Below are 5,652 nucleotides of genomic sequence, written 5' to 3'. Positions count from 1 at the left end.
ACTCTGCCCCACATGTATGCCAGCATTGCTCTTCTGAGTCCCCCTTATGCCACCTTGAGCTACGCCTTGCCGCCGGAATTTCCACAGGATTTCTGGCAGCCCGGCCTGCGTGTGGCCGTGCCGCTGGGCAGGGGAGACAAAGCGGCTCTGCGCGCCGGAGTTGTACTGGAAACCAGCGCCCACATTGATTTGCCCAAGGGTGTGGCCTGCAAAAGCGTTTGCTGGCCTCTGGAAGAAAAGGCTGTTCTTACACCCGAGCTGTTGGCCTTGGCACAGGATCTTGCCCTGCGGCAGGCTCTCAGCCCCGGGCATATTCTGGGGCATGTGCTGCCGCAAGGGCTGCGGCTTACCCGTGTGCGCCTGCGCCTGCTCCACGAAAAAGGGGCAGCCTCATGGCCTCTGGCCCGTATTCGCGGGGCAAATGCGTCCACAAGGCAGCATCTTGCCCAGGCCCTTGCCCAGGGGCAGGCCCGGCTGCTGCCGCCGGGAGCCGACGCCGCCAGTGAGGAGTTTTGCGTTTTGCGCGTGGATCCGCCCTGGCCGGTGCGGCCTTCTGCCACGCGGCAAATAGAAATTCTGGAATTTTTGCACGAGCACGGGGCCGTAAGCCGTCGCCATCTTGTCCGCTCGCTGGGGCAGGGGGCGGGGGTTCCATTGCAGTCTCTGCTGGCCGCCGGACACGTCAGCCTGACGCGGCAGGACGCCGAGGATATGGTTGAAGCCGTGGAGCAAAGCCTTTTGCCGCCGCCTCCAGCCCCTTTTACGCTCAATGATGACCAGGTACACGCTCTTGCGGACATGAAGGCGGCGCTCGAAAATGCGCGTTCCGGCGAGCGGGCTGCTTCGCGCCTGCTGTACGGGGTGACGGGCAGCGGTAAAACCGCAGTGTATCTGGAGCTGGCCCGTGCCTGCCTTGAATCGGGCAGGAGCATGCTTTTGCTTGCGCCCGAGGTTGCGCTGGCCCACAAACTGCGGCGTGACGCCGCCTGCGCTCTGCCCCAGGCTCCGCTTTTTTTCCATCATGGCTATCAGTCTCCTGCACGCCGGGAAGATACCTACAGGCAACTGGCCGGGCGTGATGAACCCTGCCTGGTGGTCGGCACGCGTTCGGCCCTGTTTTTGCCCGTGCCGCACCTGGGCTGCATTGTGCTGGATGAAGAGCACGACGCCTCTTTCAAGCAGGATGAAAGCCTCGCCTATCAGGCCAAGGAGGTGGCCTGGTTTCGTATGGCGCAGGTGCACGGCCTGCTGGTTCTCGGTTCCGCCACGCCTGACCTCAAGACCTTTCACGCGGCGGAAAACGGGCATCTGCCCATGTTACGGCTGCCCAGGCGTGTGGGCGACCGCGACCTGCCGCCTGTGGAGCTTGTGGACATAAGCTCTCTTTCGCCTGCGGCCACTTCAGAAACCGGTTTGCTGGCCCCCCGTAGCGAGGAGGCCCTGCGCGAAGTTATCAGCAGGGGAGAGCAGGCCGTGGTACTGCTTAACCGGCGCGGCTACGCTCCGCTTATGTACTGCCTGGACTGCGGGCGAACCCTGCGCTGCCCCCATTGTGAAATAGGCCTGACCTATCACAAGGGGCGCGAAAAGCTTGTCTGCCATTACTGCGGGTATAACCGCCCGTTTCCTTCGCCTTGCCCCGAATGCAAGGGGATGAATTTTTTACCGATGGGTGAAGGTACAGAGCGCCTGGGCGAACGTTTGGGCGTTCTGGCCGGAGCACCCGTGCTGCGGCTGGACAGGGACAGTACCCGCCGCCCCGGCCGGATGGAAGAAATCCTGGCAGCCTTTGCCCGGCAGGAGTCGCCCATTCTTGTGGGAACGCAGATGCTTTCCAAGGGGCATCACTTTCCCAACGTGACCCTGGCCGTGGTGGCTGATGGCGATCTTGGGCTTAACCTGCCGGACTACCGCGCAGCGGAGCGCACCTTTCAGCTTTTGGTGCAGTCATCTGGCCGGGCCGGACGGGGTGACAAGGCCGGACAGGTGCTCATACAGACGCGGGACGTGAGCCACTATTGCTGGCAGTACGTGCGTGAAGCCGATTACGAGGGATTTTACGCGGCGGAACTGGCCCGCCGACGTCTGCGCCGGTATCCTCCGTTTGTGCGTCTGGCTCTCATACGCATTTCCCACGGCATCGAAGAAAGCGGGGGACCTGCGGCCCTGAATGACCTGGCAGCGGCTCTGCGCGGCCGCTCGGCGGAGCTGGGCCTACAGTTGTTGGGGCCAGCTCCCGCGCCACTGGCGCTGCTGCGGGGCAGGCGTCGGTATACCTGCCTTGTGAAAGGGCAGGACTGGCAGGCCATACGGTCGCTGTATTTTTTTGCCCTTTCACAAAAATACGCTAGAAATCTACGACTTTTTCTTGACCTTGATCCTGTAAATATGTTGTGAATGGCAGTTGCATTTTTTTGTTGGCTGTGGGGGTGCCGCCGGCTCTTCTTTGAAGAGGCAAGGGCGGCCAATTTTTTAATGCAGACTTGGCTCATTGGGGGGCGGCGTTTCAGGCCGTTGGCGTGACGGCCCGGATAACTGGCGTCCTGTATTCAGGGTGCGGCTGCGTCGGCTGAGGTTTTCTGGAGGAGTAATGAAAATTTTTCGCGCGCTGGCGCTGGTGCTGGCTCTGGCTGTTTGCTGTTCGCCCGATGCCCGGGCCGAGGGCTTTGCCCTTAATGAATGGAGCGCCCGCGGGGTGGCTCTTGCTGGCGGTATGGTGGGCCGCGCGGATGATGTGTCCACTCTGGCTTACAATGCCGCGGGTATAACACAGATTCCCGGCACCCACGTTATGGGCGGCCTGGCCTTTATTGCTCCTATGGGTACCATTGTGTCCGACATGGCCAACGGAGTGGAAAAGCATACCTCCACCAAGCCTAATGTGTGGCTGGCCCCGCACGGTTTTGTGAGTCATCAGCTCAATGACCGGGTGTGGCTCGGTTTTGCTTCTTTCAGCCGATTCGGCCTGGGAAACTCCTTCAACAGCCAGTGGGCCGGCCGGTACAACATGTACGATATCGGCATGCAGACCGTGTCGTTTGTGCCCAGCCTGGCCTATAAGGTCAACGACGTGCTCTCCCTTTCCGTGGGAGTGGAGGCCCTGTATGCCCATGTGTACATGGGCAACAAGGTCCCGACGATAACAGCCGCATCCTATCCGAATATTGTCGGCAATGATCTGCAACTGGAAGGCAGCGGCTGGGGCGTGGGGGCGCACCTCGGCATGCACATGCGCTTCAACGACCAGTGGTCCATGGGCCTGTCCTACAAAAGCCAGATCACGCTCAATCTTTTTGGCGATGTGGACTTCGGCTATGAGGGGCCAAACGGCCTGATAACCGCAGGGAAAATGCACGGCCCTGAAGCCCGCGACCGCAGCGCCAACGCCACCTTGCAGCTTCCCGACTCCATCGCTCTTGGCATTGCATACAAGCCGTTGGATAACCTGAGCTTTGAAGTAGGCTCGGTCTTTACCCGCTGGTCGACTTATAATGCGTTGAATATCAATATGGGTGATGACTATTCCGCCATCAATAACAAGGAATGGCGCGACGGCTGGAATTTTAACGCCAGCGTGGAATACAAGCCCCTGGACTGGTGGGCCTTGCGCGCGGGTTTTGCCTATGAAACTCCCGTGGTCAACGAAAGCTACAGCGACTATATGATGCCCACCAACGGGCGGACCATGATGAGCCTCGGCACGGGCTTTGCGTGGGAAAACTGGACAGTTGACCTGACCTACGCCCATTTGTGGATCAACCCTGTGGACTATGACCATACCGAGACTTCCGGCATTCGCTCCGCAGCCAGCGGAATCAAGGGCGGCCATTCGGAAAATGTGCAGGCCAATATCTACATGTTCTCTGTGGGCTATTCTTTTTAGTCGAGACGATTGACGTTACATTGTCGCTCTGCGTATGCAGACGCCCGCCGTGGAAGCGCAAGCGCAGTTTCAGCCGTTGCCTGAGGGCCTTACGGACGAAGCTGCGCTTGTTATTTGTGCGGTCAGGCGCTGTCGCGGGTGTGCTTCTGTTAGCGTATTTGAGCAGTGAAAAAAAATAAATACGCCCCCCTGCACGCTGGTGGAGCGTGGCGGAACAGGGCGTGGGTTCTGCCGAAGAAAGCACTTCCCGGCCGGATGACAACGTTGACGTGTAACATGTTTCAATGTTGATCTTCTCTGGCCTGTTACTGTTTGAAGTGCTCTCATTACCTGGGAGCAGGGCAGGGCTTCTTTCGTTTGGGGCGCCTGCGCGGCGGGCGGTAGAGTGCATACAATACAAGAGCGGTTCCCCCACAAGGGGAACCGCTCTTTTCAAATGCTTACGGCAGGAATTACTGTAGCCGTTCTTGCAGGTTGCCAGGCATTACTTGTCCGCGCCACAACACTTTTTATACTTTTTGCCGCTGCCGCAGGGGCAGGGATCATTCCGGCCAATACGGGGCGCGGCCTTTGCCGGGGTATTGCGCGAGTCTTCGGCATTGCCGCCGCCGGAATAGGAGAGCTGGCCCCTGTCTTCCTTGTGGCGGTATTCGCGCGCCAGGGGCTGCCCCTGGGCTTCTTCAGTTACCGGAGCGACCTCTATGGCTTCCACGGGCGCGGTTTCAGCCGGGGCTACCCGCACGCGGCTGAGAGCACGGAACACGTTTTCGCGAATCTGGAACAGCATGGCCTGAAACATTTCAAAGCCTTCGCGCTTGTATTCCAGTTTGGGGTCACGCTGGCCGTAACCGCGCAGGCCGATACCGTCACGCAGGGCGTCCATGTTGCGCAGGTGCTCTTTCCAGCAGCGGTCAAGCTCTTCCAGCATGAAGTAGCGCTGGATGTCGCGGTAGCTTTCGCCTGTTTCAGTGCGCAGATATTCCAGCACCTTGCGAATCAGGGGTTCGCACTCTTCACGCTCGGGCAGGTGGGCATTTTCGGGCAGTACGCGGTCCAGATTGAAAACATCGCGCAGGCGGGCGAAGGCGGCTTCACGCAGGCCGTTGTGATCGTCTACAGGCACACCGTCCAGTGTGCTGTACACGTCATCAAGCACGTCGTTCATGAATTCGTCCATCACCGGGTCAAGGTCTTCCTCAACCATAAGCTCACGGCGCAGGGCGTAGATGACTTCGCGCTGCTGATTCATGACGTTGTCATAGTCCAGCAGGGTTTTGCGGACTTCAAAGTGGTGAGCTTCCACGCGTTTTTGCGCGCCTTCCACCGCGCGGGTGACCATGGCGTTTTCGATGGCTTCGCCGTCACGCAGGCCCAGTTTTTCCATCAGGCCCTTGATGCGGTCAGAACCGAAGAGGCGCATGAGATCATCTTCAAGCGACAGATAGAAGCGTGAGGAGCCGGGGTCGCCCTGGCGCCCGGAACGGCCGCGCAACTGGTTGTCAATACGGCGGCTTTCGTGTCTTTCTGTCCCGAGGATATGCAGGCCACCCAGGTCCACCACGCCTTCGCCAAGCACAATGTCCGTACCGCGCCCGGCCATGTTGGTGGCGATGGTGACCTTGCCGGGCTGACCGGCCTGAGCTACGATTTCCGCTTCTTTTTCATGCTGCTTGGCATTGAGCACGTTGTGGGGAACCCCGAGTTTGCTCAGGCGGTGCGAGAGCATTTCGGACGTTTCGATGGAAATGGTCCCCACCAGAACAGGCTGG

The 5,652-nt window shown here is 59.7% G+C and carries 3 protein-coding genes; 2 read left to right on the top strand and 1 reads right to left on the bottom strand.

What is annotated here, in order from left to right; all coding sequences use genetic code 11:
* Positions 1 to 12 precede the first annotated feature (12 nt).
* Positions 13 to 2,397 carry a primosomal protein N' gene (gene priA / locus QZ377_RS04425; protein ID WP_291440002.1) on the top strand — a complete coding sequence of 795 codons (2,385 nt, stop codon included), beginning with the start codon at positions 13 to 15 and terminating at the stop codon, positions 2,395 to 2,397.
* 193 nt (positions 2,398 to 2,590) lie between these two features.
* The gene (locus QZ377_RS04420; protein ID WP_291439879.1) at positions 2,591 to 3,883 is read left to right on the top strand and encodes a TonB-dependent receptor; all 1,293 of its coding nucleotides are present in this window, start codon (positions 2,591 to 2,593) and stop codon (positions 3,881 to 3,883) included.
* 484 nt (positions 3,884 to 4,367) lie between these two features.
* On the opposite strand, the gene QZ377_RS04415 is transcribed toward QZ377_RS04420, so the two are convergent.
* Positions 4,368 to 5,652, bottom strand: a 1,285-nt coding sequence (locus QZ377_RS04415; RefSeq protein ID WP_291439878.1) for an SEC-C metal-binding domain-containing protein, incomplete at its 5' end; no start/stop codon positions are given.

Origin of the sequence: Desulfovibrio sp., assembly GCF_019424165.1 — a bacterium.
Taxonomy (GTDB): domain Bacteria; phylum Desulfobacterota; class Desulfovibrionia; order Desulfovibrionales; family Desulfovibrionaceae; genus Desulfovibrio.
This window is presented reverse-complemented; position numbering and strand designations above follow the sequence as displayed.